General features: G+C 72.5%; 25 protein-coding genes and 2 pseudogenes. 15 read left to right on the plus strand and 12 right to left on the minus strand.

What is annotated here, in order from left to right; translation table 11 throughout:
- From L615_RS23360 to lipB, 7 genes and pseudogenes are all read right to left on the minus strand, one after another.
- Positions 1-424, minus strand: a pseudogene (locus tag L615_RS23360) (hypothetical protein); the annotation flags it as partial.
- A gap of 32 nt (positions 425-456) precedes the next feature.
- Positions 457-1,026, minus strand: a complete 570-nt coding sequence (locus tag L615_RS14180) for a DUF6318 family protein (RefSeq protein ID WP_145725492.1) — start codon at positions 1,024-1,026, stop codon at positions 457-459.
- A 107-nt stretch (positions 1,027-1,133) separates the two neighbouring features.
- Complete coding sequence (locus L615_RS14185; protein ID WP_145725493.1) at positions 1,134-1,850, minus strand: DUF4191 domain-containing protein; 717 nt, start codon at positions 1,848-1,850, stop codon at positions 1,134-1,136.
- Between the two features lie 28 nt (positions 1,851-1,878).
- On the minus strand, positions 1,879-2,823 hold the full coding sequence (lipA, locus tag L615_RS14190) for a lipoyl synthase (RefSeq protein ID WP_145725494.1): 945 nt from the start codon (positions 2,821-2,823) through the stop codon (positions 1,879-1,881).
- Positions 2,824-2,912: 89 nt separating this feature from the next.
- Complete coding sequence (locus tag L615_RS14195; protein ID WP_145725495.1) at positions 2,913-3,908, minus strand: hypothetical protein; 996 nt, start codon at positions 3,906-3,908, stop codon at positions 2,913-2,915.
- Positions 3,905-4,918, minus strand: a complete 1,014-nt coding sequence (locus L615_RS14200; RefSeq protein WP_145725496.1) for an ABC transporter ATP-binding protein — start codon at positions 4,916-4,918, stop codon at positions 3,905-3,907. Before L615_RS14200 ends, L615_RS14195 begins: the two co-directional genes overlap by 4 nt.
- A 56-nt stretch (positions 4,919-4,974) precedes the next feature.
- Entirely contained in the window at positions 4,975-5,715 is a 741-nt protein-coding gene (gene lipB / locus L615_RS14205; RefSeq protein ID WP_186449870.1) for a lipoyl(octanoyl) transferase LipB, read from the minus strand.
- Between the two features lie 71 nt (positions 5,716-5,786).
- Here lipB and L615_RS14210 point away from each other — a divergent pair, with 71 nt between their 5' ends.
- Positions 5,787-6,341, plus strand: coding sequence for a hypothetical protein (locus L615_RS14210; protein ID WP_145725498.1), 555 nt, complete (start codon positions 5,787-5,789; stop codon positions 6,339-6,341).
- 9 nt (positions 6,342-6,350) lie between these two features.
- Here L615_RS14210 and L615_RS14215 read toward each other — a convergent pair whose 3' ends face one another.
- A complete protein-coding gene (locus L615_RS14215; RefSeq protein WP_186449871.1) occupies positions 6,351-7,256 on the minus strand; it encodes a TIGR01777 family oxidoreductase in 906 nt (301 codons plus the stop codon).
- Positions 7,257-7,320: 64 nt separating this feature from the next.
- Here L615_RS14215 and L615_RS14220 point away from each other — a divergent pair, with 64 nt between their 5' ends.
- Complete coding sequence (locus tag L615_RS14220) at positions 7,321-8,292, plus strand: hypothetical protein (protein ID WP_186449872.1); 972 nt, start codon at positions 7,321-7,323, stop codon at positions 8,290-8,292.
- A gap of 430 nt (positions 8,293-8,722) precedes the next feature.
- Here L615_RS14220 and sucB read toward each other — a convergent pair whose 3' ends face one another.
- Complete coding sequence (sucB, locus tag L615_RS14225; protein WP_145725501.1) at positions 8,723-10,585, minus strand: 2-oxoglutarate dehydrogenase, E2 component, dihydrolipoamide succinyltransferase; 1,863 nt, start codon at positions 10,583-10,585, stop codon at positions 8,723-8,725.
- Positions 10,586-10,655: 70 nt separating this feature from the next.
- Between sucB and L615_RS24270 the strand changes: the two genes are divergently transcribed.
- Both L615_RS24270 and L615_RS24275 read left to right on the plus strand, forming a co-directional pair.
- Positions 10,656-10,892, plus strand: a complete 237-nt coding sequence (locus L615_RS24270) for a hypothetical protein (RefSeq protein WP_261376700.1) — start codon at positions 10,656-10,658, stop codon at positions 10,890-10,892.
- A complete protein-coding gene (locus L615_RS24275) occupies positions 10,889-11,029 on the plus strand; it encodes a hypothetical protein (RefSeq protein ID WP_261376701.1) in 141 nt (46 codons plus the stop codon). Before L615_RS24270 ends, L615_RS24275 begins: the two co-directional genes overlap by 4 nt.
- 30 nt (positions 11,030-11,059) lie before the next feature.
- On the opposite strand, the gene L615_RS24280 is transcribed toward L615_RS24275, so the two are convergent.
- On the minus strand, positions 11,060-11,824 hold the full coding sequence (locus L615_RS24280; protein WP_261376702.1) for a M17 family metallopeptidase: 765 nt from the start codon (positions 11,822-11,824) through the stop codon (positions 11,060-11,062).
- Positions 11,707-12,564 carry a M17 family peptidase N-terminal domain-containing protein gene (locus L615_RS24285; RefSeq protein ID WP_261376703.1) on the minus strand — a complete coding sequence of 286 codons (858 nt, stop codon included), beginning with the start codon at positions 12,562-12,564 and terminating at the stop codon, positions 11,707-11,709. The genes L615_RS24280 and L615_RS24285 overlap by 118 nt, the downstream gene beginning before the upstream one ends.
- Before the next feature lie 42 nt (positions 12,565-12,606).
- Here L615_RS24285 and gcvT point away from each other — a divergent pair, with 42 nt between their 5' ends.
- From gcvT to L615_RS14255, 3 genes are read left to right on the plus strand one after another with little or no spacing between them, the layout of a single operon-like run.
- A complete protein-coding gene (gene gcvT / locus L615_RS14245) occupies positions 12,607-13,740 on the plus strand; it encodes a glycine cleavage system aminomethyltransferase GcvT (RefSeq protein ID WP_186449873.1) in 1,134 nt (377 codons plus the stop codon).
- Positions 13,741-13,743: 3 nt separating this feature from the next.
- Positions 13,744-14,001 carry a hypothetical protein gene (locus tag L615_RS14250; protein WP_145725504.1) on the plus strand — a complete coding sequence of 86 codons (258 nt, stop codon included), beginning with the start codon at positions 13,744-13,746 and terminating at the stop codon, positions 13,999-14,001.
- A gap of 18 nt (positions 14,002-14,019) precedes the next feature.
- The gene (locus tag L615_RS14255; RefSeq protein ID WP_036517462.1) at positions 14,020-14,865 is read left to right on the plus strand and encodes a PhzF family phenazine biosynthesis protein; all 846 of its coding nucleotides are present in this window, start codon (positions 14,020-14,022) and stop codon (positions 14,863-14,865) included.
- A 99-nt stretch (positions 14,866-14,964) separates the two neighbouring features.
- Here L615_RS14255 and L615_RS14260 read toward each other — a convergent pair whose 3' ends face one another.
- Positions 14,965-15,558, minus strand: coding sequence for a hypothetical protein (locus L615_RS14260; RefSeq protein WP_145725505.1), 594 nt, complete (start codon positions 15,556-15,558; stop codon positions 14,965-14,967).
- Between the two features lie 249 nt (positions 15,559-15,807).
- Here L615_RS14260 and L615_RS14265 point away from each other — a divergent pair, with 249 nt between their 5' ends.
- The 8 genes and pseudogenes from L615_RS14265 to L615_RS14300 form a co-directional block, all read left to right on the plus strand.
- Positions 15,808-16,611, plus strand: coding sequence for a thymidylate synthase (locus L615_RS14265; protein WP_028655430.1), 804 nt, complete (start codon positions 15,808-15,810; stop codon positions 16,609-16,611).
- A gap of 22 nt (positions 16,612-16,633) precedes the next feature.
- Positions 16,634-17,158 (plus strand): dihydrofolate reductase, encoded by a 525-nt coding sequence (locus L615_RS14270; RefSeq protein WP_145725506.1) that lies wholly within the window; start codon positions 16,634-16,636, stop codon positions 17,156-17,158.
- An 88-nt stretch (positions 17,159-17,246) separates the two neighbouring features.
- A complete protein-coding gene (locus tag L615_RS14275; RefSeq protein WP_028655431.1) occupies positions 17,247-18,185 on the plus strand; it encodes an LLM class F420-dependent oxidoreductase in 939 nt (312 codons plus the stop codon).
- 138 nt (positions 18,186-18,323) lie between these two features.
- Positions 18,324-19,211 carry a 4-hydroxy-tetrahydrodipicolinate synthase gene (gene dapA / locus L615_RS14280; protein ID WP_145725507.1) on the plus strand — a complete coding sequence of 296 codons (888 nt, stop codon included), beginning with the start codon at positions 18,324-18,326 and terminating at the stop codon, positions 19,209-19,211.
- A complete protein-coding gene (locus L615_RS14285) occupies positions 19,211-20,896 on the plus strand; it encodes a ribonuclease J (protein ID WP_145725508.1) in 1,686 nt (561 codons plus the stop codon). The genes dapA and L615_RS14285 overlap by 1 nt, the downstream gene beginning before the upstream one ends.
- 164 nt (positions 20,897-21,060) lie before the next feature.
- A complete protein-coding gene (locus L615_RS14290) occupies positions 21,061-23,685 on the plus strand; it encodes a DNA translocase FtsK (protein WP_145725509.1) in 2,625 nt (874 codons plus the stop codon).
- 5 nt (positions 23,686-23,690) lie between these two features.
- Positions 23,691-25,667: a helix-turn-helix domain-containing protein gene (locus tag L615_RS14295; protein ID WP_261376705.1), complete on the plus strand. Its 1,977-nt coding sequence runs from the start codon at positions 23,691-23,693 to the stop codon at positions 25,665-25,667.
- An 80-nt stretch (positions 25,668-25,747) separates the two neighbouring features.
- Positions 25,748-26,191: pseudogene (locus tag L615_RS14300) on the plus strand (hypothetical protein); the annotation flags it as partial.

A 26,191-nucleotide genomic window follows, 5' to 3' on the forward strand; every position in this document is an offset into this window, starting at 1 on the left:
CCCGGCGGCCGAGGAGCCGGACTGTGCGGGTGATCGGCTCGGTGGTCGTGGTGTAGAAGTTCGTGTCGAAGTTGACCAGGGTCCGGCCGTCGGGCGGCTGGACCACCATCTCGCCGGCGGGGAGCCTCAGCTCGGCGAAGGCGCGGCGGACGTGTCCGGTGGTGAGCGCAGGAGTGGCCGGCTCCGCGTACTGCTGGCAGAAGGTGACGTCGAGGGACGCATCGGTGACGGCGGTTGCACCGGCGCAGTTGCCCGCGCCCAATTGAATGGACGGCCCGTCTACCGGACCTGAGCCTTGGTGCGCGCCATTCTGGACTTGGCCGTCGGGGGGCTTTTCGTTGACCGCGTCGGCGATCAGGCCGCCTTCGGTGGTGCCTGCTGTGACGCCGTTGTCGTCGTCGGCCGCGGCAGGCACTGCGCTCACCAGCAGAAACGCGGCTACAGCGACTAGCGCTCTCATCGCGGCTCCAAGATGTCTGTCCGCCACGCCCCATCAACCCAGATCAGATAAGTCACGAATCGACTTGTCTTAGGGGCGGAGGTTTCCACATCCGATCCGCGAATGATGCGCTGCTCGGCGTTTCGAACACGGATGAAGGCTTCCGCCCCGGGGGGCGAGCCGCTCGCCGTGAGTCGCTTGACCTTCTCGATTGTCAGGGCGTACTCGCCACCTTCCGCGTGACCGCCGTCGGAGTAGAGGTTCTCAACGGCTTTCGTCGCGCGGCGACACCCCTCGCAGGTCGGTCCCGACACCCGCTTCAGCGCCTTCACGTCCCCGGTGACCTGCGCGTAGTTGATCAGGTCCCAGTAGTAGGAGATGAACGCCCGCGCCCCGGCCTTGGTCGCCTTCCTCGCCGCGTCCGGCAGCGCGGGCTCCTCGGGAGTCTCCGGGGTGGGGGAGGCGGTGGGTGGGCGGCTCTCGGTCGGGGTCGACGAGGGCTCGGTCGGGGCGGGGTCGTCGTCGGAGCAGCCCGCCATCAGGGCGAGCGCGACGGCGGTCGCTGCCAGGGCGCGGAGCGGGCGCATGGGTCCTCCCGAGAAAACGACTGCGCCCGGACCGGGGACGCGTGCACGACGCTAACCCGATCCGGGCGAGTGGCGCCACCGGCAGGTGGCAGGCTGTGGAGAAGTGCTCAGCGGCCGCGGAGGTTGCCGCGCATGCCCTTCATCGAGGTCGGCACCGGGCCCCGCGGGATGGGGGCCTTGGGGCGCTGGGCGTCGAGGGCGCGCAGGCGCTGGCGGATCTCGGTGACGTCGGCGGGCTTGACCTGGCGGCCGAGCTTGCGGACGTGCTTGACGAGGCCCTTGATCGGCACCTGGCCCTCGTCGTTGCCGACGAGCACGTCGTGGACGGGGTACTCACCGACGACCCGCTCGTGCTTCTTGTGCTCGCTGATGAGCAGCTGGCGGACGCGGCTGGCGTTGCCCTCGGCGACCAGGACGATGCCCGGCGGGCCGACGACCCGGTGGACCATGTCCTGCTGCTTGGTGAAGCCGACGACCTCGTCGATGACCCAGCCGCGGCGCAGCAGGGTGAGCGCGCGGGCGGCGGCGCCGAGCTGGCCCTCGAGGCGGGCGAACGCCGCCTTCTGGGCGCGGCGGCCGAAGACGATGAGCAGCGCGAACAGGCCGATGAGGAAGCTGGCGATGCTGGAGAGGATCCAGGAGAAGACGCCGTCGTTGGCCGGCAGCACGAACCGGAACAGCGCCATGCCGAGGCCGGCGGCGAGGACGAAGGTGCCGAGCAGCCACCAGCGGATCGACGGGTCGACCTCCCGCGTCATCCGGTAGGTCTCGAGGATCTGCCGGCGACGGCTCATCTTGGAGGGGTCGAGGGGCGTGTTCGACATGGGGTGCTGCGTTCTCCTCGGGCGGGACTCAGGCGGTGGCTTCGGCGCGCGCGTCGCGCGCGGCCATCGCCTGACGATACAGACGACCGGCGCGGTACGACGAACGGACCAGCGGTCCCGAGAGGACACCCGCGAACCCGATCTCCTCCGCCTCGGTGGCGAGCTCGACGAACTCCTCGGGCTTGACCCACCGCTCGACGGGGTGGTGCCGGGGGGAGGGGCGCAGGTACTGGGTGATGGTCACCAGCTCGCAACCCGCCTCGTGCAGGTCGCGCAGGGCCTGGGAGACCTCCTCGCGGGTCTCGCCCATGCCCAGGATCAGGTTCGACTTCGTGACCAGCCCGAACGCGCGGGCCTGGGTGAGCACGTCGAGGGAGCGCTCGTACCGGAACGCCGGACGGATCCGCTTGAAGATCCGCGGGACGGTCTCGACGTTGTGCGCGAGCACCTCGGGCCGCGACTCGAAGACCTCGGCCAGCAGCTCGGGGCGGCCGTTGAAGTCGGGGATGAGGTTCTCGACGCCGGTGCCGGGGTTGAGCTCGTGGATCGCGCGGACGGTCTCGGCGTACAGCCAGGCGCCGCCGTCGGGGAGGTCGTCACGGGCGACGCCGGTGATGGTGGCGTACTTGAGCTCCATCTGCTGCACGGACTCGGCCACGCGGCGCGGCTCGTCGCGGTCGAGCGGCTGCGGCTTGCCGGTGTCGATCTGGCAGAAGTCGCAGCGGCGGGTGCACTGGTCGCCGCCGATGAGGAAGGTCGCCTCGCGGTCCTCCCAGCACTCGAAGATGTTCGGGCAGCCGGCCTCCTGGCACACCGTGTGCAGGCCCTCGGACTTCACCAGCTTCTGCAGCGCGGTGTACTCCGGGCCCATCTTGGCGCGGGTCTTGATCCAGGAAGGTTTCCGCTCGATCGGGGTCTCCGCGTTGCGGACCTCCAGCCGGAGAAGCTTGCGTCCCTCGGGTGCAGCAGTCACCCGGTCAGCCTACTCCGCGGGCGATGTGCCCCCGGCATCGCGGAGCGACCGGCCAGTAGCCCCTCGGCGGCCCAGGTCCAGGCGCCGGTTCAGGGGACGTCGCGGCGCCGGAAGGAGGCGAAGGACGCCACCCCGGAGAGCAGGAGGAACGAACCCGTGTAGAGCGAGGCGTCGGTGAAGGTCACCTCTGCCTCGCACGGACCGTAGTCGACGTACTCCCCGTCCTCGGTCGCTGCCTCGCAGGCCTCGTCGGAGTAGTAGGTCGCGCCGTTGTCGATCAGCGCAGCGATGTTGATGCCGGGGTTCCACCGCTCGTCGAACCCGAGGGCCAGCAGCACCAGGCTGCCGGCGACGGAGGCGCCGAGCAGGACGCCGATCGTCGCGACGGTGCTGCGGAAGAGCATGGTCAGCGCATAGCCGAGCAGTGCGGCGGTCGCTGCGACCCCGGCGCTGCGCCAGCCCATCTGGAGGGCGTCGACCAGCTGCCCGTCCCGGAGCACCCCACGGGCCTCGGCGACGGCGGCGAGGCCGGACCAGTACGCCGTCATGACCACGGCTGCGACGACGAGGGCGACACCCGTGACGACGACCGCCTTGGCGGTCCAGACACGGGGCCGGCGCGGCTCGAAGAGCAGCTGGTTGCTCACCGACCCGCTGTTCCAGTCGTGCCCGGTGAAGGTCGTGCCGGCGAGCAGCAGCAGGATCGCCAGGAGCGAGGCCACCGCGACCCCGGACTGGCTCTGCTGCTCGTCGAGGTCCAGCTCGGGGCTGTAGAGGAACCAGTCCAGCTGCGGCTCGTTCTGGGCGCGGCACTCCTCACGCACGGCGTTCTCGTCGCGCGCGGTGATGCCCCAGTCCATGGGATTGGCGACGCAGTCGTCGACCGCCTGGCGGTACTCGCCGTCGGCCTTCGCGCGCTCGACCTCGGCCTGTGCGGACGCGATCTCGGCGTCGGAGGCCGGTCGGGTGTCGAACCAGGTGGACACCCCGATCAGCACGGGTGCGGCGAGGCACCCCGCCAGCAGCAGTACGACGGCGCGCCGGTGCAGGTAGCGACGGAGCTCGACGCGGAGCAGCCGGGTCATGCGGCACCTCCCGCCGGGCCGTCGGGACGGACGGCAGGGGCCGGTCCCGGTGGTGGCGCGGGTGGTGCCGTGGGCGGGACGCCTGCCGGGCCGCCGCCGAGCTGCTCGGACCGGGTGAGCTCGAGGAAGACGGTCTCGAGGTCGGGCCGCTCGTTGGCCAGTGCGCTCAACCAGATGCCGGCCTCGCCGAGCACCCGGGTGACCTGCGCGGCGTCCTCGGTCTCGACGCGGACGCCGTCGCCGTCGACCGACGCGGCCAGCCCGGCGCGCCCGAGCACCTCGGCGGCGCGGGCCGGGTCGGGCACCACGGCGCGGTGCACGGTGGTCGTGCCGAGCAGGTCGTCGACGCGGCCGGAGGCGAGCATGCGGCCGTTGCCGATGATCGTTGCCGAGGTGCACACCTGCTGGACCTCGGCGAGGATGTGCGAGCTCAGCAGCACGGTCACCCCGGCCTGCCCGAGGCCGCGGATGGTCTCGCGGATCTCGCGGATGCCTGCCGGGTCGAGGCCGTTGGTGGGCTCGTCGAGGATCAGCAGGGCCGGGTCCTTGAGCAGGGTCGCCGCGATCGCGATCCGCTGCTTCATGCCGAGCGAGTAGGACTTGTAGCGGTCCTTGTCGCGTCCGGTCAGCTGCACCGTCTCGATGGCCTGGTCGACCCGAGAGCGCGGGGCGCCGATCGCGTCGGCGAGCAGCTCGAGGTTGAGCCGGCCGCTGAAGTTGGGGGAGAACTTGGGGGACTCCACGACGGCGCCGACCCGGCCGATCACGTGCGGCAGCCGCTCCGGCACGGCCTCGCCGAACAGCCGCATGGTGCCGCCGGAGGGCCGGGACAGGCCGAGCAGCATCCGGATGGTGGTGGTCTTGCCGGAGCCGTTAGGCCCCAGGAAGCCGTGGACCCCGCCGCCTGCGGGCACCGCGAGGTCGAGGTCCTGGACCGCGACCCGCACGCCGCCGCGCAGGCTGCGGAACTCCTTGCGCAGGCCGCGCGTCTCGATGACTAGGTCGCTCATCCGGTACTCCACTCTCGGTCACACCGGCCCACGACCGATGGATACCGAGTATGGGGTCAGCGAGCGGGGTAGGACAGCACCGCCACGCCGGAAGAGGCGTGCGACTTCGCGGGGTCCGGACGCGGCTCGTAGTCCGGCGTCGCGACGTACGGCCCCCACGCCAGGAGGTCGGCGAGGTGGTGGCGCACCGGGGCGAGCACCTCGGTGACGGGGACGTCGCGGCCGAGCTCGTGGGAGAGCGAGGTGACGCCGGCGTCGGAGATGCCGCACGGCACGAACCGGTCGAACCAGCTGAGGTCGACGTCGCAGTTGAGCGAGAAGCCGTGCATGGTCACGCCGCGGCGCACCCGGATGCCGATCGCGGCGATCTTGCGCTCGGGGCCGCGGTCGTCGGCCCTGAGCCACACGCCGCTGCGGCCCGGGACGCGGGCGGTGGTGACGCCGAAGTCGGCGCAGACCGCGATCAGGGCCTCCTCGACGCGGCGCACGTAGTCGACGACCTTGACGTGGTCGGGCAGGCGGACGATGGGGTAGCCCACGAGCTGCCCGGGTCCGTGGAAGGTGATCTCCCCGCCCCGGTCGACGTCGATGACGGGCGCGCCGCCGGGGTCGACCGGCCGGTCCTGCGGCTTGGTGCGCCGTCCGGCCGTGAACACCGGCGGGTGCTCGAGCAGCAGCACGGGCTGGGTCTGCGAGCCGTCGACGACCTCCTGGTGCAGCTCGCGCTGCAGGTCCCACGCCGCCATGTAGTCGATCGCCTCGGGCCCGAACCCGACCTCCCGGAAGTCCAGCGTCACGTCCGTCACCCTACTGCGGGGCCTGTGGACGACCGGACGCACGTCGACGCCGGAAGGCGCAGGATCGGGGCATGCGGATCCGGGGCGCACGCGCGGTCATCGTCGGTACGACGGTCGTCCTGCTGCTCGCTGCCGGGCTGGTCGTGCTCGCGACTCGCCCCCAGCCCGGCGGTACGACGGCCGCGGGACCCGTCGCGGTGGTGGCGCCGGGCGCGCGCGACGTCAGCGTGGTGCGCGCCGTGGGCTCGCTGGCCGTGCTGCGCGAGTGGGACCGGGCCCGGGCAGCGGCGTGGGCGGCGGGGGACCCGGGCGCGCTGCGCCGGCTCTACACGCGTGACTCGGCGGCGGGCCGGGCGGACGTCGCGATGCTCGAGCGCTGGGCCGACCGGGGGCTGCGGGTGGAGGGCATGGTGATGCAGGTGCTCGCCGTGGAGCTGCACCGGCGCACCGACCGGAGGCTGGTGCTGGTCGTCACCGACCGGCTGGTGGGGGCCGAGGCGGTCGGCCCGGACCGGCAGCGCCGGGTGCTGCCGCGCGACTCGGCGAGCCGGCGCCGCCTGGACTTCCGCAGGGTCGGCGGGGAGTGGCGCCTGGCGTCGGTGGTGGAGCTGGCGGGACCGGACTAGGGCCAGCGCTCAGTGCCCGAGGCCGGTGCGCAGCACGGCCTCGACGTCGCGGTCCGCGAACTCGAAGCCGAGGTCGAGCAACGCCTGCGGACGGAGGTTGAGCGAGCCGAGCACCTCGGGCGCCATCTTGCCGGCGGCGACCCTGATCGCGGCCGCGGGGACCGGGAGGAGCGCGGGGCGGTGCAGCAGGCGCGCGAGGGTGGCGGTGAACTCGACGTTGGTCGGGGTCGACGGGGCGCACAGGTTCGCCGGGCCCGACGCGGTCGGGTGCTCGACCAGGAAGCTCGCCGCACCGACCCAGTCGCGCAGCGAGACCAGCGGGTAGTGCTGCTTCCCGCTGCCGATCCGCCCGCCGAGCCCGGCGAGGAACTGCAGCCGCTGGGCCTGCAACGGCGGGTTGCTCCGGTCCTGCACCGGGGAGGTGCGCAGCAGGACGACGCGGGCGCCGGCGTCCGCGGCGGGCCGCGTGGCGGCCTCCCACTCCCGGCTCACCCGGGTGAGGAACGCGTGGCCGCGGGTGTCAGAGGCCTCGGTGAGCTCGGCGGACCCGTGGTCGCCGTACCACGCGACGCCGGAGGCGTTGACCAGCGCGGGCGGCGAGGGGGCCGCAGCGATGGTCGCGGCCAGCAGGCTGGTGGTGGCGACCCGGCTGGAGCGCACGTCCTTCGCCCACTGCTTCGAGTGCACGTTGCCCACCAGCGGCGCGCCGGCGAGGTTGACCACCACGTCCGCGCCCTGGACCAGGTCGGTGTCGACCTCGCCGCCCTGCGGGTCCCAGGTCGACTCGCCCGCCTCCGCGGGACGACGCACCAGCGCGGTGACGCGGTGGCCGCGCTCGCGCAGCTCGGCGACGAGGTGGCGGCCCAGGAAGCCGGACGAACCGGCCACGACGACGGACAGGCGCTCGGAGGTCACGGGCACAGCGTGCCAGCCGGGGGAAGGGCATGACACCCTGTGGCCCCCCCGAGGAGGAGAACCCGTGACCGACCCCCGCCGCCGTACCGCCAGGACCGCCAGGTTCGCCGTCGCCGCCGTTGCCGCGCTCGCACTCGCGGGCTGCAGCGACGACCCCGAGCCGGAGCAGGGCTCCCGCCCGGTGGGTGCAGACGGTTCGCCCACGGCGAGCGCCACCGCCACGCCGGGGGACGACGCCAGCGCGGACTCCCCGGGGCCGGCCGACTCGGGCGTGGAGCTGCTCGACGCCGGCAGCGAGCCCCGGCGGGTGCTCGAGCTGACGGTCGGGCAGGGCCACTCGGAGAGGTCCTCCGCGCAGCTGCGGCTGACGATGGACCTCGGGTCCGGGAAGATGACCGTCCCGGTGGCCATCCCGTGGACCACCACCGTCACCGCGGCCGACGGCACGACGGTCACCGCCGACGTCGTCTACGGCAAGCCCACCCTCGGACCCGGGGACGTGCCGCGGGGTGCGGAGGCGGTGGCGGGACCGGCCCTCGACCTGGTCGCCGGTACGACCGCCCACGTCGTCCACGGACGCGACGGCGTCCCCCGCTCCACCGACCTCGACCTCGGCGACGACGCGCCCGACCTGGTCGCCCGGCTCCTCGACAACATCGCCTCGCAGGCCTTCGCCACCTCCGTGCCCTTCCCCGGCGAGGAGGTCGGCACCGGCGCCCGCTGGCGCGCCGAGACCACCGTGCAGGTCGGTGGCGCGACGATGGTCGTCACCTCCACCTACGAGCTCACTGAGCTGACCGACGACGGCTACACCGTCGAGGTCGAGGTCGAGCAGGAAGCCACCCCCGGCCCCGCGGCCGGCGGCGGCGAGATCGTGGAGTCCACCGCGAGCGGCAGCGGCACGATCACGGGACGTCCCGACCGGATCTCCCCGGTGGACGCCGACACCAGGCTGAGGGGCAGCTCGACGGTCAGCATCGGTGGCCAGGAGGTCACGGTGTCCTACCGCGGGACGATGCGGCTGCTCGGCCACTGACCGGGGGTGGGAATCGCCTCTTCAGCGGTGATTCCCTCGCTTCCTGACCGGTGCAACGGTCAGGAAGTGCGAGGAACGGTCAGGAAGTCCGGCCGGTGGTGGGTCGGGTGGGGAGTCCCACGCGTCACAGGAATCACCGCTCCGGAGGTGATTCCCGAACTCGTTGGCTCTTGCATCGGCCACGAAGTCCAGGAAGCGGCCACCAAGTCCCGGTGGAGAGCCGGCTGCCGGCTCGCGTCGGCCGGGCACGTCCCATCCGTCCCACGGGTCGCAGGAATCACCGCCTCGGAGGTGATTCCCGAGCTTGTTGACCTCTGCAGCAGCCACCAGGTCCAGGAACCGGCCACGGAGTACGACGCCCGCCCGCTCGCCCCGGAAAAGCGAGACGCCCCCGCCGCAGACTGCGGCGGGGGCGTCGTCGACCGGTGGGTCAGACCTCGAACTGGCCGGACTCCAGGCGGGCCTTCAGGTCCCGCAGGAAGCGGCCGGCGTCCGCGCCGTCGACCACGCGGTGGTCGTAGGTGAGCGCGAAGTAGACCATGTGGCGCACGGCGATGGTCTCGCCGAGGTCCTCGTCGTCGATCACCACGGGACGCTTGACCACGGCACCGGGGCCGAGGATGGCGACCTGCGGCTGGTTGATGATCGGGGTGTCCCACAGGGCGCCGAAGCTGCCCAGGTTGGTGATCGTGAAGGTGCCGCCGGACAGCTCGTCGGGGCCGATCTTGTTGGTGCGGGTCCGCTCGGCGACGTCGGCGATCTTGCGGGCCAGGCCCGAGATCGACAGGTCACCGGCGTCCTTGACGACCGGCGTGAGCAGGCCCTTCTCGGTGTCGACCGCGAAGGCGACGTTCTCGCGGTCGTTGTAGGTGATCGTGCCCTCGTCGAGGTCGAGGGTCGCGTTCAGGGCCGGGTGCTGCTTGAGCGTGTCGATCGCGGCCTTGGTGAAGAACGGCAGGTAGGTGAGCTTGACGCCCTCACGCGCCAGGAACTCCTCCTTGATGTTCTCCCGCAGGCGGGCGATGTTCGTGACGTCGATCTCGACCACCTGGGTGAGCTGGGCGGAGACCTGCAGGGACTCCACCATCCGCTCGGCGATGATCTTGCGCAGGCGGGTGACCTTGACGGTCTGGCCGCGCAGCGGCGACGGGCTCGAGCTCGCGGCGGGGGCCGGCGCCTTCGAGCCGGACGAGGCCGGGGCGGCGGGGGCCGATCCGGCCGGGGCGCTCGACTTCGCGGCGGCCGCGGCGTCGAGGACGTCCTGCTTGCGGATCCGGCCACCGACGCCGGAGCCCTTCACGGTCGACAGGTCGACGCCGTGCTGGGCGGCGAGCTTGCGGACCAGCGGGGTCACGTAGCCGGGGCCCTCCTCGCCGGTCGAGGCGGCAGCGGCCTGTGCGACGGCGGGCGAGGGGCTGGATGACGGCTCGGCCGATGCGGTCTGGGCGGGGGCGGCCTGGTCGTCGGCCGGGGCCGGGGCGTTGTCGACCGGCTCGGGCTTCTCCTCGGCCGGCTCCTCGGCGGGCTCGGGCTCCTCCTCGGCCTGCGGCTCCGGGGCGGCCTCCTGCTTCGCCTCCTCGGCCGGGGCCGAGTCGGACGAGCCGGAGTCGGACGAGCCGGACGACGCGGGGGAGCCGGAGCCGATGATGGCGAGCTCGGCACCGACCTCGACGGTCTCGTCCTCCTCGGCCTTGATCTCGAGCAGCGTGCCGGCGACCGGCGACGGGATCTCGGTGTCGACCTTGTCGGTGCTCACCTCGAGCAGCGGCTCGTCCATGGCGACCTCGTCACCGACCTGCTTGAGCCAGCGGGTGACCGTGCCCTCGGTGACCGACTCGCCCAGCGCGGGCAGCGTGACCGGCGTACCGGAACCGCCACCCGAGCCACCCGAGCCACCCGAGCCACCCGAGCCACCAGAGTCACCGGACGCCGCCGGCTGCTCGGGCTCGGCCTGGGCCGGCTCCTCCTGGGCGGGCTCCTCAGCAGGCTCCTCCGCCGCCTCCTCCGCCGCCTCCTCCGCAGGGGCCTCGTCGGACGAGCCGCCGGAGCCCTCGTCGGCGTCGCCGACGACCGCGAGCACGGCGCCGATCTCGACCGTGTCGTCCTCGTTCGCGCGGATCTCGATCAGCGTGCCGGCAACGGGGGACGGGATCTCCGTGTCCACCTTGTCGGTGCTGACCTCGAGCAGTGGCTCGTCGACAGCGATCTGGTCGCCGACTTGCTTGAGCCAGCGGGTGACGGTGCCTTCGGTGACGGACTCACCGAGCGCGGGGAGAGTGACTTCGGTCGCCATGGGAGCCATCCTTGCACTTCGGTGGAGGCAACTCGCAACGGGTCACCCGTGGTTCGGGCAAACTAGTTGCATGGGTTTGTTCGACCGCTTCCGGCGCCGATCCGGGGTACGCATGAGTAACCCCGCGCCGGACGCGGCGCGCACGGGATCGACCCGGGTGCGTGCCTCCGACCGCACCGACGAGGACCACCTGCGCACGTGGGTGCAGGAGCGACGCGGCGTCGAGGGCTTCGTGGAGCCGCGTACGGCGGTCAGCGAGGTCACCCTGCTGCTCGTCGCCCACGACGGGGAGGGGTGCCGTCGGTGAAGTGGGCCCACGACTTCTGCAACCGCCACCAGGTGCCGTCGTACGACGCCGCGGTGGTCGGCGTGCCGCAGCGGATGCGCGACTACAACTCCCGGGTGCGCAAGGCGCAGAAGGAGCAGCTCCGCCGCGACCTCTGAGCCTGCCGCGCCGGGCGGACCGGTCGAGGCTCAGGCCTCGGCGCGCGCCCGCAGCAGCTCGACGAGCGTCGCCACGCCGTAGCCGGTCGCGCCGGGGACGAGGTGGCCGTTCGCGCCGCCCTTGTTGAAGGTCGGTCCGGCGATGTCGAGGTGCGCCCAGGGCAGCCCGCCGGTGAACTCGCGCAGGAAGGCCGCGGCGAAGATGCCACCACCCCAGCGGATGCCGTCGTACTGCGCCAGGTCGGCGACCGTGCTGCTGCGGATGCGGGAGTCGAAGAAGTCCGGGATCGGCATCGGCCAGGCGTCCTCGCCCGCGGCGCGGCCCGCGGACAGCACCTCCTCGACCACGGCGTCGTCGCCGAGCACCCCGGCCATCCGGTCGCCCAGCGCGAGCACCATGTGGCCGGTGAGCGTGGCGATGTCGACCACCACGTCGGGGCCGGCCTCCACCGCGCGGCCGAGGGCGTCGGCCAGCACCAGCCGGCCCTCGGCGTCGGTGTTGGAGACCTCGACGGTGGTGCCGTCGTAGGTGGTCAGCACGTCGCCGGGACGCATCGCGGCCTCGCCGATCATGTTCTCGGCGAGTGCGGCGTAGGCGGAGACCCGCACCGGGAGGCCGAGCCGGGCCGCGGCGAGGGTGGCCTGCACGACGGCGGCGGCGCCGGCCATGTCCTCCTTCATCGTGCCCATGCTGGCGGCCGGCTTGATCCACAGGCCGCCGGAGTCGAAGGTGATGCCCTTGCCGACGAGCGCGACGTGGGCGACCGCGTCCTTGGGGCGGTACTCCAGCTCCACCAGCCGCGGGGGCTCGGCCCGACGGCGAGGATGCCGCCGCAGCCGAGCTCGGCCAGACGCTTTTCGTCGAGGACGGTCGCCTTCACCCTGCCGCCGGCGGGCAGGCCCTTGTTGGCCGCCTTCACCGCGGCGGCGATCGCGTCGGCGAACTTCGGCGGGGTCAGGTCGGCGGGCGGCGTGTTGACCCAGTCGCGGGTGGCGACGACGGCGTCGACGACCACCTGCGCCGGCTCGAGTGCCGAGGCGACCTCGGAGCGCCGGGCGACGGGGGACAGCACCACGACCTCGGCGGGGTCCGTCGGCGTGCCCGGCTTGGACTTGTACGACGTGAACGAGTAGCCGCCGAGCCGGTAGCCCTCGACCACGGCGCGCACCAGCTCGGGCGTGTCCGCCGGCAGGGCCAGCGCGACCGAGGCGGCGTTGGTGATCGCCCGGGCGGCGTTGCCCGCCGCTCGTCGTACCGCGGCGGCGTCGACCGTGTCGTCGGGCCCGACCGGGTCGCCCAGCCCGACCAGCACCAGCAGCGGTGAGGAGATGGTCCCGTGCGTCGGCACCTTGACGACGTCGCCGGGCCGGCCCTTGACCCCGAGCGTGGCGAGCAGGCCGCTCAGCTKGCGGCCGTACGCCGCTGCCACGTCCTCGGCGCCCGCGGCCAGGCCGCCGTCGGGGAGCACCCCGACCACGACGGCCTCCGCCCTGGTCTTGGCGGGGCTGGCCGAGCGGAGCGCGAAGGTCGTCACCGGCGCAGGATATCGACCGGGTCATGCAATAGATTCCGACGCATGGCCGACGCGACCCCCTTGCAGTCCCCGCTCCACGACCGTCACGAGGCGCTGGGCGCGAAGTTCTCGGAGTTCGGCGGCTGGCTGATGCCGCTGGAGTACCCCACCGGCGTGGTCAAGGAGCACACCGCGGTGCGCTCCGGCGTCGGCATCTTCGACGTCAGCCACCTCGGCAAGCTCGTGGTGCGCGGCCCGGGCGCCGTGGAGTTCCTCAACTCGACGCTGTCCAACGACCTGCACCGGATCGGACCCGGCCGGGCGCAGTACAGCCTCGTCCTCGACGACGAGACCGGCGGGATCGTCGACGACGTCTTCACCTACTACCGCGACGACGAGCACGTCCTGGTCGTCCCGAACGCCTCCAACAACGAGGAGGTACGACGCCGCCTGGTCGCCGCCGCGCCGGAAGGTGTCGAGGTCGTCGACCACCACCGCGACTACGTCGTGCTCGCGATCCAGGGCACGAAGGCCGACGAGGTCGTCGCCGCCGTCGGGCTGCCGGTCGGGCACGACTACCTCACCTTCGTCGAGGCGCCGTGGGAGGCCGGGGACGGTGACGCCGACCCCGACGCGCGGGTGATCGTCTGCCGCACCGGCTACACCGGCGAGCGCGGCTACGAGCTGATCGCGCCCTCCTCGTTCGCCCCGGCGCTCTGGGACGCCCTGATGGCCGCGGGGGCGCCGCACGGCCTGGTGCCCGCCGGCCTCGGCGCCCGGGACACGCTGCGCACCGAGATGGGCTACCCGCTGCACGGACAGGACATCTCGCCCGACATCACGCCCAACGAGGCGCGCCTGGGTTGGGCCGTGGGCTGGAAGAAGGAGGCCTTCTGGGGCCGCGACAAGGTCCTCGCCGAGCGCGAGTCCGGCCCGCGGCGCCGCCTGGTCGGCCTGGTCTCCACCGGTCGTGCCATCCCGCGCCCGCACATGAGCGTCCGGCTGCTGCGCGACGTGCCGCTCGGTGAGGTCACCTCGGGCACCTTCTCGCCCACGCTGCGCAAGGGCATCGCGCTCGCCCTCGTGGCGACGGCGGTCGACGACGGCGCCGAGGTGATGGTCGACGTCCGCGGCCGGCCCGAGGTCTTCCAGGTCACCAAGCCCCCGTTCGTCCAGCCGTCCGTCCGGCAGGATTGAGCAATGAACCTTCCCGACCAGCCCGGTGTGTCCCCGTTCCGCCCGCCCGTCGAGCAGCCGTGGCGCTGGCGCCTCGAGGACGCCTCCGGCGCCGAGGTGTCCGTCACCGGCGACCTCGCCGCCCAGACCTTCCCCAGCCAGGGCGACGCGGAGTCGTGGATCGGCGAGACCTGGCCCGAGCTGGCGGACGCCGGCGTCGCCCAGGTGACCCTCTTCGAGGCCGACCGCGAGGTCTACGGCCCGATGTCGCTCTCGGCGTGAGCTGATGGGCGTGAGCTGATGGGCAGCGACGCAGGAGCCAGGCCGTTCCGGCAGGTCGACGTCTTCACCGCCGAGCCGATGCTCGGCAACCCGGTCGCCGTGGTGCACGACGCGCAGGGGCTCACCGACGAGCAGATGGCGGCGTTCGCGCGCTGGACCAACCTCTCGGAGACGACCTTCCTGCTGCCGCCGACGGACCCGTCGGCCGACTACCGCCTGCGGATCTTCACCCCGAGCGAGGAGCTGCCTTTCGCCGGCCACCCGACCCTCGGCTCCGCCCACGCGTGGCGCGAGGCCGGTGGCGTTCCCTCGGGGGAGCACGTCGTCCAGGAGTGCGGCGTCGGGCTGGTGCGACTGCGCACCGAGGGCGGACGCCTCGCCTTCGCTGCCCCGGACCTGCTGCGCTCCGGGCCGGTCGAGGAGGAGCGGGTCGTCGCAGCCGCCGCCGCGCTGGGCCTGGACCGCTCCGACGTCCTCGACGTCGCGTGGTGCGACAACGGGCCGGGCTGGATCGGGATGCGGCTGGCCTCCGCCGAGGCCGTGCTCGCGCTGCGCCCCGACTTCGTCGCGCTGCGCGAGCGCATCGGCGTCGTCGGTCCCTACGACGACGGCGGCCCGGCCGCTGTCGAGGTGCGCGCCTTCCTGCCCCACGACACCGGGATCACCGAGGACCCGGTCACCGGCTCGCTCAACGCGGCGCTGGCGCAGTGGCTGGCCGGCGAGGCCCTCCCGTCGTCGTACGTCGCGTCCCAGGGGACCGTCCTGGGGCGTCGCGGCCGCGTGCACGTCGAGACCGCGGACGACGGCACCATCTGGGTCGGCGGCGACACCCTCACCACGATCAGCGGCTCCGTGCGTCTCTGAGGACGCACCGCGCGCCCGGGCCGGGGCGATGACACGGGAAGAGCCCGCACCCGGGGTGGGTGCGGGCTCCTCCGCTGTGGTCCGGCGTGACCGGTGGGGTCAGGCGACGCCCGTGACCTGGCAGAACTGGTGAGCGAGGTCCACCGGCTGGTTGCCGTGGTTCCAGCAGCCGGTCCGCTCCGTGGTGGTTTCCGACGACTCGTCGTGCGTCACGGTGACGTCCCAGTGGCCGGCCGCCACGATCGTGAAGCCGGGGGTGCCAGGCTGGGTGCCACCGTTCTGGTAGGCCTCGACGCAGTTCGGGTTGCCCGTCCCGGGCGTCTCCGGGTTCCACGCGTCGTGGGGGAGGTTCTGGCCGCCGGGGTTCTGGCAGAAGGTGCCGTCCTCGACCCACACCTCGGTGACGGTGGTCGTGTAGACGGTCGTGGTGGTGTCGGTGAGCTCGACGGTCCACTTCCGGGTCGGGTGGAGCCCGTCGACGACCCGGGTCGCGGTGGTGACCACCGTGCAGGTCGTCACGCCGTCGCCGAGGTCGGCGAAGCTGCCGCCGGCCTCGGCGCAGCTCGCGGTGCTGTCCGACGGGGACGCGCCGTGGTCGGCGAAGGCGGGGGCGGCGGTCATGCTGAGGGCGGCGCCGGCCAGGGCGAGCGCCCCGGCTCCTGCGGTGATGCGGGAGCGGATGGAGGGAGCCATGGATGTCCTTCTCGTTGTGTTCGGGGGCTGGGGGTCGGCAGATCGTGGCACGCGGGCACGGCCGGTCGAGACCGGCTTTCGTCCTCGGTTCCGATGGGTAGCCGGTGCGTCCCGCGGGGGCGGTGGCGGACGTCACAGGGCCGACGGGGCCGGCGACGACGACGCGCCCGCGCGGGCGGCGCCCCGCCTTTCTCGCGGTCCGCGGGACGGGTGTGCCGCGGACACCCGGGGGCCGACTAGCCTGAGGCCGTGCGCGCGTACCTCGACCTCGTCCAGCGGATCCTCGACGAGGGCACGCAGAAGGGCGACCGGACCGGCACCGGGACGCTGAGCGTGTTCGGTCACCAGATGCGGTTCGACCTCACCGCTGGCTTCCCGCTGGTCACCACGAAGAAGATCCACACGCGTTCGGTGTTCGGCGAGCTGCTGTGGTTCCTGCGCGGCGACACCAACGTGCGCTGGCTGCAGGAGCGCGGCATCACGATCTGGGACGAGTGGGCCGACGAGAACGGCGACCTCGGCCCGGTGTACGGCGCGCAGTGGCGCTCGTGGCCGACCCCCGACGGCGGGCACATCGACCAGCTCGCGCGGGTGATCGAGCAGGTCCGCACCAACCCCGACAGCCGCCGCCACATCGTCTCGGCGTGGAACCCGACCCAGGTCGACGACATGGCACTGCCGCCGTGCCACAGCCTCTTCCAGTTCTACGTCGACCCGCGGGACGGAGGCCGGCTCAGCTGCCAGCTCTACCAGCGCTCGGCCGACGTCTTCCTCGGCGTGCCGTTCAACATCGCCTCCTACGCCCTGCTCACCCACATGGTCGCCCAGGTGACCGGGCTGCAGGTCGGCGAGCTCGTGCACACGCTCGGTGACGCGCACCTCTACGCCAACCACCTCGAGCAGGCGCGCCTCCAGCTGACCCGCGAGCCGCGGCCGCTGCCGAGGCTGCTGCTCAACCCCGACGTCACCGAGATCGACGCCTTCGAGCTCGAGGACATCAGCGTCGAGGGCTACGACCCCCACCCCGCCATCAAGGCCCCGATCGCGGTCTAGGTCGAGAGTCGGTCCAGCACAGATGAGCACCCCTGCCGGGCGGCGGGTCACGATGGTGGCCGCGGTCGCCGAGAACGGCGTGATCGGCGCCGACGCCGACATCCCGTGGAAGATCCCCGAGGACTTCCAGCACTTCAAGGCGACCACGATGGGGCACGTCCTCGTGCTCGGCCGCACCACCCACGAGGGCATCGGCCGGCCCCTGCCCGGGCGCACCACGATCGTGCTGACCCGCGACCCGTCGTACACCGCCGAGGGGGTGGAGGTCGCCCACTCGATCACCGAGGCGCTCGAGCTCGCCGACCGGATCCTCGCCGACCAGCCGGCCGACCGGCAGGTGATGATCGGCGGGGGAGCAGCGGTCTACGACGCTGCGATGCCGTACGCCGACGAGCAGGTCATCTCCGAGGTCCCGCTCTCCCCGGAGGGCGACACCCACTACCCGGCCTTCAGCCCGAGGCGCTGGCGCGAGGTGCGCCGCGAGCCCCGCGACGGCTTCACCGTCGTGTGGTGGGAGCGGGTCTTCGCCTGCGGCGGCACGGCCTAGCGGCGGCGTCGCGACAGGCGTCACAGTCCGGCCCTTGTCCGGCCACCCCTTCTGGCGGCGCCTTGGTCGGTCCTGCCAAGGTGTCTCCATGGAGCTCCGCGTCTTCACCGAACCGCAGCAGGGTGCGACCTACGACGACCTCCTGGCCGTCGCGCTCGAGGCCGAGAAGCTGGGCTTCGGCGCCTTCTTCCGCAGCGACCACTACCTGCACATGGGCGGTGACGGGCTGCCCGGCTCCACCGACGCGTGGACGACGCTGGCCGGCCTGGCGCGCGACACCTCCACCATCCGGCTGGGCACGCTGATGACCAGCGCCACCTTCCGTTACCCGGGCGTGCTCGCCATCCAGGTCGCGCAGGTCGACCAGATGAGCGGCGGCCGCGTCGAGCTCGGCCTCGGCGCAGGCTGGTTCGAGGCCGAGCACACCGCCTACGGCATCCCCTTCCCGGACACCGGCGAGCGCTTCGAGCGCTACGCCGAGCAGCTCGAGCTGATCACCGGGCTGTGGACCACGCCGGTGGGGGAGCGCTACGAGTACGCCGGCAAGCACTACCAGCTCTCCGACAGCCCGGCCCTGCCGAAGCCGGCTCAGGACGGCGGCCACCGCGGCGGCGTACCGCTGCTCATCGGTGGCAAGGGGGCCCGCAAGACGCCGGCGCTGGCCGCGGCGTTCGCCGACGAGTTCAACCTGCCCTTCGTCGACGAGGAGTTCACCGGTCTGCAGTTCGGACGGGTGCGCCGCGCGGCGGAGGAGATCGGCCGCGACCCGCAGGACATCACCTGGTCGAACGCGCTGGTCCTCTGCGTCGGCGAGGACGAGGCGACCATCGCGCGCCGGGCCGCCGCGATCGGCCGTGAGGTCGACGAGCTGCGCCTCAACGGCCTCGCCGGCACGCCGGAGGAGGTCGTGGAGAAGATCAAGCGGTTCGAGGCGCTGGGCAGCCAGCGGATCTACCTGCAGGTCCTCGACCTGTCCGACCTCGACCACCTGCGGCTGGTGGCCGCGGAGGTCATGCCGCACGTCTGAGCAGGACGTGCCAGGTGCCGTGAGCGGTGCCGACGGGTGCCGTGGCCGGTGTCGTGACGGGTGCCGTGACCGGGACGTGACCGACTCGGCGGGGGCGGCGACGCGGTCATCCGGCGGCTTGGCGATAGGCTTGCCGACATGACTTCTGCACCCTTCGGCACCGTGCTGACAGCGATGGTCACGCCGTTCCACGAGGACGGCTCCGTCGACCTGGACGGGGTGCAGAAGGTCGCCAGGTACCTCGTCGACAACGGCAACGACGGCATCGTCGTCACCGGCACCACCGGCGAGTCGCCGACCACCACGGGCGCCGAGGACGGCGAGACCCTCGCCGCGGTCAAGGACGCCGTGGGCGACCGGGCCAAGGTCGTGGCCGGCGTCGGCACCAACGACACCCGGCACTCCGTCGAGCTGGCCGAGCAGGCCGCGAAGGTCGGCGCCGACTGCCTGCTGCTGGTGACGCCCTACTACAACAAGCCGAGCCAGGCGGGCGTGCTCAACCACTTCCGCCAGGTCGTCGCGGCCTCCGACGTCCCGGTCATGCTCTACGACGTCCCGGGGCGTACCGGCACCAAGATCGACCTGTCGACCTACCGCGCCGTCGCCGACTGGGAGACCGTCGTGGCGGTCAAGGAGGCCACCGGCGACCTGGCGCGCACCGCGCAGCTGGTCGACCTCGGCTTCAGCGTCTACTCCGGTGACGACGTGAACACGCTCGGCTACCTCGCCTACGGCGCGGTCGGTGTCGTGTCGGTCGTCGGCCACGTCGCCGGCAAGCAGCTGCGCGCGATGATCGAGGCCTTCCAGCGGGGCGACCACGCCGAGGCGTTGCGCATCCACACCTCGCTGGTCCCGGCCTTCGAGGCCGTGATGGCCGTGCCGAACTACGGCGCCACGACCGCCAAGGCCGCCATGCAGCTGCTCGGCGTGCTGGCCAACCGGCACGTCAGGTCGCCGTTGCTGGAGCTCGACGACGCGGAGGTCGCCGACCTCCGCGCAGGCCTCGAGGCGGCGGGCCTCCTCTGATGTCGCACCCGCACCCCGAGCTGTCCGCCCCGCCGGAGCTGCCCGCCAACGGCCTGCGGGTGATCCCGCTCGGTGGCCTCGGCGAGGTCGGCCGCAACATGACGGTCTTCGAGTACGACGGTCGGCTGCTCATCGTCGACTGCGGCGTGCTCTTCCCCGACGACCACCAGCCGGGCGTCGACCTGATCCTGCCGGACTTCGCTGCGATCCGGGACCGGCTCGACGCCGTCGAGGCGCTGGTGCTGACCCACGGCCACGAGGACCACATCGGCGCGACGCCGTACCTCCTGCGCGAGCGGCAGGACATCCCGCTGGTCGGCTCCGAGCTCACCCTCGCGCTGGTCAACTCCAAGCTGCGCGAGCACCGCCTGCGCCAGACGCCGTTCTACACGGTCAAGGAGGGCGACCGGATCTCCTTCGGTCCCTTCGACCTGGAGTTCGTCGCCGTCAACCACTCCATCCCGGACGCGCTCGCGGTCGCGATCCGCACCGGCGCCGGCCTCGTGCTGCACACCGGTGACTTCAAGATGGACCAGCTGCCGCTCGACGGCCGGATCACCGACCTGCGCGCGTTCGCGCGGCTGGGGGAGGAGGGCGTCGACCTCTTCCTCACCGACTCCACCAACGCCGAGGTCCCCGGCTTCACCACCGCCGAGCGCAAGATCACCCCGGTGCTCGAGCAGGCCTTCGCCGAGTCGGACCAGCGGATCATCGTCGCCTGCTTCGCCTCCCACGTGCACCGCGTCCAGCAGGTCCTCGACGCCGCGGTCAAGCACAACCGCAAGGTGGCGTACGTCGGCCGCTCGATGGTGCGCAACATGGCGATCGCCCGCGACCTGGGCTACCTCAAGGTCCCGCCCGGCGTCATGGTCGAGGCCAAGGAGCTCGCCGACCTCGCGCCGGAGCGCCAGGTGCTGATCTCCACCGGCTCGCAGGGCGAGCCGCTGAGCGCGCTGGCCCGGATCGCGCAGCGCAACCACAACTTCGTGCACCTCGAGGAGGGCGACACCGTCGTCCTCGCCTCCAGCCTGATCCCGGGCAACGAGAACGCCGTCTACCGAGTGATCAACGGCCTGGCCCGCCTCGGCGCCCGCGTCGTGCACAAGGGCAACGCGCTCGTGCACGTCAGCGGCCACGCCAGCGCCGGCGAGCTGCTCTACTGCTACAACATCGTCCGCCCGCGCAACGTGCTCCCCGTGCACGGCGAGGTCCGGCACATGCTCGCCAACGGCGACCTCGCCCGCCAGACCGGCGTCGAGAACGTCGTCTACGCCGAGGACGGCGTGGTGGTCGACCTCGTCGACGGCGTCGCGAAGGTCGTCGGCAAGGTCGAGTGCGGCTACGTGTTCGTCGACGGCCAGTCCGTCGGCGACGTCACCGAGTCCGAGCTCAAGGACCGCCGGATCCTCGGCGAGGAGGGCTTCGTCTCGGTGATCGTGGTCGTCGACTCCGTCGCCGGCAAGGTCTCCGCCGGCCCCGAGATCCACGCCCGAGGCCACGCCTGGGCCGACTCGGACTTCGAGGCGATCAAGCAGCCGATCGTGGATGCCGTCAACCGCGCGCTCGACGAGGGCAGCACCGACACCTACCAGCTCCAGCAGGTCGTGCGCCGCACCATCGGCCGCTGGGTCAGCAACACCCACAAGCGGCGGCCGATGATCATCCCGGTGGTCGTCGAGGCGTGAGGCGGGCAGGGTTTCACCACCTGGGTGGTGAAACTACGACTGAGCACACGAAATCAGGGGCGTCATCAGGGTGTTTCACCACCCAGGTGGTGAAACACCACACCCGCCGCACCCCCGCGCGTGTTGTCCCTGTGACACATGGGACTTGTGGGTAGGTTGTGAGCATGGCGACCCGTACGTCTTCCCCGACGGCGTCGCGCAGCAGGACCACCTCTTCCTCACGCTCGGGCGCGAAGAAGACGACCAGCTCGCGATCCCGTAGTACGACCTCCAAGAAGAAGCCACCGGCCAAGAAGTCGAGCTCGGCCCGGCGGCCGGCACCCCGTGCCGTCCGCAGCGGTCCCGGGCCGGTCTTCCGCACCTTCACCGCGATCGGTCAGGGCGTGGTCGCCCTCTGGCTCGCCTTCGCCCACATGGTCGGCGCGGTCACCCGCGGCATCGGCCACGGCGCGCGCGAGATCGAGCCGGAGCAGCGCCGCGACGGCTTCGGCCTCCTGCTCTGCGGGGTCGCCCTCGTCATCGCCGCCGCTGTCTGGTTCGAGGTCCCCGGCGGCGTCATGGACTTCACCCGCGCCGCGGTCTCCGGCACGGTCGGCAAGATCGGCTGGTTCGTCCCGCTGCTCGTCCTGCTCGCCGGTGGCCGGGTCATGCGCGACCCGATCGGCAACGGCCCGGTCGGTCGCCAGGTCATCGGCTGGACGGCGTTCTCGTTCGGCCTGCTCGGCATCGTCCACATCGCCAACGGCACCCCCGAGCCGGTCCAGGGCGACACCACCGCGCTCCGCGACGGCGGCGGCGCCGTCGGGTACGTCGTCTCGGCGCTCCTGCTCGACCTGCTCCGTTCGCCGGCGGTCGTGGTCGGGCTGCTCGCGCTGCTGGCCTTCTTCGGCGTCCTGGTGATCACCGCGACGCCGCTCTACCGGATCCCGGACCGGATGCGCGAGATCGGCGACCTGCTGCTGGGCCGCCACCACGACTACGACGGCGACGACACCCAGGCGCTGCGCCTCGACGACGTGTTCGAGCGCGAGGGTGACCCGGCGTACGACTCGCCGGTGCTCACCGAGCCGAAGAAGCGTCGCCGCAAGAAGGCCGAGCCGGACCCGTCCGTCGAGGAGTCGATGGAGCTGCGCGAGCCCATCGACGTGCCGCTCGTCGACGACGAGCCGGTCGACCCCGAGGCAGGCTCCAACGCCCTCATCGGCCGCCGCCTGGCCCAGGCCGGGGCGGCAGCCGCCACGCCGGACGAGACCGGCGACCTCGAGCCGCCGCCGCACGCCGACCTGCCGCAGCGCGTCGAGCAGCTCGCGCTGTCCGGCGACATCGTCTACACGCTCCCGGACCCCTCCGCCCTCAAGCCGGGCGACCCGCACCGCGCCCGTTCCAAGGCCAGCGACGAGGTCGTCGAACGGCTGCAGACCGTGCTCGACGAGTTCAACGTCGACGCGCAGGTCACCGGCTACACCCGTGGGCCGACGGTCACCCGCTACGAGATCGAGCTCGGCACGGGCGTCAAGGTCGAGAAGATCCTCGGCGTCCAGCGCAACATCTCCTACGCGGTCGGCTCCGAGGACGTGCGCATCCTCAGCCCGATCCCCGGCAAGTCCGCGGTCGGCGTGGAGATCCCGAACTCCGACAAGGAGATCGTCTCCCTCGGCGACGTCCTGCGGTCCAACGTCGCCCGCAACGACCACCACCCGCTGGTGGCCGGCCTCGGCAAGGACGTCGAGGGCGGCTTCGTCGTCGCGAACCTCGCGAAGATGCCGCACCTGCTCGTCGCCGGTGCCACCGGCTCCGGAAAGTCGAGCTTCATCAACTCGATGATCACCTCGGTGCTGATGCGCTCCACGCCCGACGAGGTGCGGATGATCATGGTCGACCCCAAGCGGGTCGAGCTGAACGCCTACGAGGGCGTGCCGCACCTGATCACGCCGATCATCACCAACCCGAAGAAGGCCGCCGAGGCCCTCGAGTGGGTGTGCCGCGAGATGGACATGCGGTACGACGACCTGGCGAACTTCGGCTTCCGCCACATCAACGACTTCAACAAGGCCGTCCGCGAGGGCAAGGTCGAGGTCCCGCCGGGCAGCGAGCGCACGCTCACGCCGTACCCCTACCTGCTCGTCATCGTCGACGAGCTCGCCGACCTGATGATGGTCGCCCCGCGCGACGTCGAGGGCTCGATCGTCCGGATCACCCAGCTCGCCCGCGCCGCCGGCATCCACCTGGTGCTCGCCACGCAGCGTCCGTCGGTCGACGTCGTCACCGGCCTGATCAAGGCGAACGTCCCGTCCCGACTGGCGTTCGCCACCTCCAGCCTCGCCGACAGCCGCGTCATCCTCGACACCCCCGGTGCCGAGAAGCTCGTCGGCCAGGGTGACGGGTTGTTCCTGCCGATGGGTGCGTCGAAGCCCATAAGAGTCCAGGGATCGTGGGTCAGCGAGCCGGAGATCCAGCAGGTCGTCAAGCACTGCAAGACCCAGCTCGAGCCGGTCTACCGCGAGGACGTCACCGCCCCGGCGGCGTCGAACAAGGTCCTCGACGACGACATCGGCGACGACATGGACCTGGTGGTCCAGGCGATCGAGCTGGTCGTGTCGACCCAGTTCGGCTCCACGTCGATGCTGCAGCGCAAGCTGCGCGTCGGCTTCGCGAAGGCCGGTCGCCTCATGGACATCCTCGAGAGCCGCGGCGTCGTCGGCCCGAGCGAGGGCTCGAAGGCCCGCGACGTCCTGGTCAAGCCCGATGAACTCGACTCCGTGATCATGACCATCCAGGGGGAGGCGTGACCCAGATGACCGAGCACCTGCCGTCCGATCTCGACGACCACGCCCCCGGGGAGCGCCCCGCCCCCGAGCCCGGCCACGCGGTAGAGGTACGCCGCAACGCCGGCCTCGCGGCGGGTGTCGGTGGGTTCGCCGCGCTGCTGACCGTGGCGTTCGCCGCACGCGCCTTCACCGGCGGCACGACGCTCGACTGGCTCGCCTTCGGCGTGCTGCTCGTGGTCACCGGCATCCACCTGGCCGCCCTCGCCGACAGCCGGGCGCCCCTGCTCATCGCCGACGAGCACGGCGTGCGGCTGCGCCAGGGCGCGCTGTGGCGCGGCGTCGCGTGGGACGAGGTCGACTGCCTCGAGCACCTCCCGCGCCGCGGCCTGCTGCGCGACGGCCACCTCCTGGTCGACGGGTACGACGACCAGCAGCTCGTGGTCCCGCTGACGCTGGCCACCCGCGTGGTCGGTGCGTCGGCCGAGTCGCTCAGCGACGTGCTCGCCGACCTGGCCGACGGCCGTGCCGACGTCGTCGAGGTCGTCCCGGGCGGTGTCGACGAGGACGAGCCGCGCCGCGACTCCGTGCCCAGCCTGAGCGACCTCTACGGCGACGAGGCCGGCACGCCGGGCGAGCGGCGGGGGATCGCCGCCCGGGTCGCCGCCGGCCTGATGGGCCGCGACGCGGTGCAGGACGAGCTCGACGAGGACAGCGCCGAGGACAGCGCCGAGGACGTCGACGAGAACAGCGACGCTGACTTCGACGGTGACCGCGCCGAGGACCGGACCGAGGACCGCACCGAGGACCGCACCGAGGACCGCACCGAGGACCGCACCGGCTTCGTCCGGGATGGTGCCGTCGACGACGTCGAGGACACCGTGGTGCGCGGAGAGGCACTCGTCGTGCCTGACGAGGACCTGGCCGCCGCCCCGGGGCCGGCCGAGGTCGACCGGCTCCGCTCGCGGATGTCGTGGATCCGGCGCTCCGCCGGCGCCGCCCCGGCCGCTGCCGCCGACAGCGCTGACGCGGAGCCCACCGACGAGATCGTGGTCGCCGACGTCGAGCGCTACGACGAGGCCGGCACCGACGAGATCGAGGCGGTCACCGACGAGGCAGGGGAGGCCGACGAGCCCCCGGCCCCCGGCCGCCCGACGGTCCTGTCCGCGCGCGTCGAGGTGCAGGCACAGCCGCGCGCCCACGCGGCGCCGGTGCTGCCCGACGTGCCGGCGCAGCCCGAGGAGTCCGTCACGGTCGTGCTCGACGACCTCGCGGTCCGCCCGGCCGCGGACCCGGTCATCGGCCCGGAGGTCCAGGCGGCCCGTGACCGCCTGCGCCTCACGATCGACCAGCTCTCCGAGCGCACCCGCATCCGTCCGCACGTCATCGAGGCGATCGAGGTCGACGACTTCGGCCCGTGCGGCGGCGACTTCTACGCCCGCGGCCACCTGCGCACTCTGGCCCGCGTGCTCGGCATCGACGCCGCGCCGCTGGTGGCTGCCTACGACGAGCGCTACGCCCACGCGCCGGTCGACCCGCGCCGTGTGTTCGAGTCCGAGCTCGCCACGGGCGCCGGCGGCGCGATCCGCAGCACCCGCGGGGGCCGCAACTGGTCGGTCCTGATCGCTGCCGTCATGGGCGCGGTCCTGGTGTGGTCGATCGCCCGGCTGGTCATGGGCGGCCCCGCCCCGGTCGGGGAGGAGCCGGTGCTCAACCAGAGCGGCGGCATCACGCAGATGACGACCAAGGGCACGCCGGTGAAGCTGCGGCTCACCGCGGCCGGCGGCGGTGCCACGCTCAACGTCCGCGACGCCGACGGCAAGATCGTCTTCGAGGGCAACCTCGCCTTCGGCCAGTCCAGCGAGCTCAAGGTCGTGCCGCCGATCCGGATCTACAGCACCGACGGCTCGGTCACCTACGCGGTGGGCGACGCGGAACCGCAGGCGCTCGGTGAGACCGGCGTCGAGGTCACCAAGACGGTCATCGCGGCCCGGAAGGGCTCCTGAGCCGCCGGGGAGTGCCGCAGGTCACGCCGGCGCCCCGGGAATCCCGGCCCGGGGCGGATCGCCGGTATCCTCGACCGGACATGACCAGCACTCCCACCCCCGTCTCGGTTGCCCTGCTCACCCTCGGGTGCGCCCGCAACGACGTCGACTCCGAGGAGCTCGCCGGCCGACTGGCCGCTGACGGGTTCGCGCTGGTCGACGACCCCGAGGACGCCGACACGGTCGTGGTGAACACGTGCGGCTTCGTCGACGCCGCGAAGAAGGACTCGATCGACACCCTGCTCGCCGCGGCCGACCTCAAGGAGACCGGCCGCCCGCAGGCCGTCGTGGCCGTCGGCTGCCTGGCCGAGCGGTACGGCGAGGAGCTGGCCTCCTCGCTGCCCGAGGCCGACGCCGTGCTGGGCTTCGACGATTACCAGGACATCTCCGGCCGGCTGCGGTCGATCCTCGCCGGCGACAAGCCGCACCCGCACACGCCGCGCGACCGCCGGCTGCTGCTCCCGATCAGCCCCGCCGAGCGGCAG

Origin of the sequence: Nocardioides sp. J9, from assembly GCF_007829375.1 — a bacterium.
Taxonomy (GTDB): Bacteria; Actinomycetota; Actinomycetes; order Propionibacteriales; family Nocardioidaceae; genus Nocardioides.

What these genes read in the sequence shown, in the direction of transcription:
- L615_RS14185 (WP_145725493.1), bottom strand. Translation starts at nt 1,850, where the DNA reads ATGTCGAACACGCCCCTCGACCCCTCCAAGATGAGCCGTCGCCGGCAG.
- L615_RS24270 (WP_261376700.1), top strand. Translation starts at nt 10,656, where the DNA reads ATGGGTTTGTTCGACCGCTTCCGGCGCCGATCCGGGGTACGCATGAGT.
- L615_RS14250 (WP_145725504.1), top strand. Translation starts at nt 13,744, where the DNA reads ATGAACCTTCCCGACCAGCCCGGTGTGTCCCCGTTCCGCCCGCCCGTC.
- L615_RS14200 (WP_145725496.1), bottom strand. Translation starts at nt 4,918, where the DNA reads ATGAGCGACCTAGTCATCGAGACGCGCGGCCTGCGCAAGGAGTTCCGC.
- L615_RS14275 (WP_028655431.1), top strand. Translation starts at nt 17,247, where the DNA reads ATGGAGCTCCGCGTCTTCACCGAACCGCAGCAGGGTGCGACCTACGAC.
- L615_RS14180 (WP_145725492.1), bottom strand. Translation starts at nt 1,026, where the DNA reads ATGCGCCCGCTCCGCGCCCTGGCAGCGACCGCCGTCGCGCTCGCCCTG.
- sucB (WP_145725501.1), bottom strand. Translation starts at nt 10,585, where the DNA reads ATGGCGACCGAAGTCACTCTCCCCGCGCTCGGTGAGTCCGTCACCGAA.
- L615_RS14260 (WP_145725505.1), bottom strand. Translation starts at nt 15,558, where the DNA reads ATGGCTCCCTCCATCCGCTCCCGCATCACCGCAGGAGCCGGGGCGCTC.
- dapA (WP_145725507.1), top strand. Translation starts at nt 18,324, where the DNA reads ATGACTTCTGCACCCTTCGGCACCGTGCTGACAGCGATGGTCACGCCG.
- L615_RS14295 (WP_261376705.1), top strand. Translation starts at nt 23,691, where the DNA reads ATGACCGAGCACCTGCCGTCCGATCTCGACGACCACGCCCCCGGGGAG.
- L615_RS14285 (WP_145725508.1), top strand. Translation starts at nt 19,211, where the DNA reads ATGTCGCACCCGCACCCCGAGCTGTCCGCCCCGCCGGAGCTGCCCGCC.
- L615_RS14210 (WP_145725498.1), top strand. Translation starts at nt 5,787, where the DNA reads ATGCGGATCCGGGGCGCACGCGCGGTCATCGTCGGTACGACGGTCGTC.
- L615_RS14290 (WP_145725509.1), top strand. Translation starts at nt 21,061, where the DNA reads ATGGCGACCCGTACGTCTTCCCCGACGGCGTCGCGCAGCAGGACCACC.
- gcvT (WP_186449873.1), top strand. Translation starts at nt 12,607, where the DNA reads ATGGCCGACGCGACCCCCTTGCAGTCCCCGCTCCACGACCGTCACGAG.
- L615_RS14195 (WP_145725495.1), bottom strand. Translation starts at nt 3,908, where the DNA reads ATGACCCGGCTGCTCCGCGTCGAGCTCCGTCGCTACCTGCACCGGCGC.
- L615_RS14255 (WP_036517462.1), top strand. Translation starts at nt 14,020, where the DNA reads ATGGGCAGCGACGCAGGAGCCAGGCCGTTCCGGCAGGTCGACGTCTTC.
- L615_RS14270 (WP_145725506.1), top strand. Translation starts at nt 16,634, where the DNA reads ATGAGCACCCCTGCCGGGCGGCGGGTCACGATGGTGGCCGCGGTCGCC.